Here is a 611-nt window from a genome sequence, read left to right as displayed (position 1 = left end):
AACTGCGGGCGGTAGTTGTTGAAGAAGGGCGTGTGGCGGCCGCCTTCGTCCTTGCTCAGCACGTACACCTCGGCGGTGAAGTGGGTGTGCGGCTTGATGCTGCCGGGCTTGCAGAGCACCTGGCCGCGTTCGACTTCTTCGCGCTTGGTGCCACGCAGCAGGATGCCGACGTTGTCGCCCGCTTGGCCTTGGTCGAGCAGCTTGCGGAACATTTCCACGCCGGTGCAGGTGGTCTTGAGCGTGGGCTTGATGCCAACGATTTCGATTTCTTCGCCGACCTTGATGACGCCACGCTCGACCCGTCCGGTGACGACGGTGCCGCGCCCGGAGATGGAGAAGACGTCTTCCACGGGCATGAGGAAGGCGCCGTCGACGGCGCGCTCCGGCGTGGGGATGTAGGTGTCGAGGGCGTCGGCGAGGTTCATGATGGCGACTTCGCCGAGTTCGCCCTTGTCGCCTTCGAGGGCGAGCTTGGCCGAGCCCTTGATGATGGGGGTGTCGTCGCCGGGGAAGTCGTACTTGCTGAGGAGTTCGCGCACTTCCATTTCGACGAGTTCGAGCAACTCAGCGTCGTCGACCATGTCGCATTTGTTGAGGAAGACGATGATGTA

The 611-nt window shown here is 62.8% G+C and carries 1 protein-coding gene; it reads right to left on the bottom strand.

From position 1 onward, the window contains the following. The coding region (locus PY257_RS16160; protein WP_275743674.1) for an EF-Tu/IF-2/RF-3 family GTPase at positions 1-611 on the bottom strand (611 nt) is incomplete at both ends.

The organism is Curvibacter soli (genome assembly GCF_029211125.1).
Taxonomy (GTDB): Bacteria; Pseudomonadota; Gammaproteobacteria; order Burkholderiales; family Burkholderiaceae_C; genus Curvibacter_A; species Curvibacter_A soli.
Note: the sequence above shows the minus strand (reverse complement) of the source record. Positions and strands in the feature narration are given on the sequence as shown.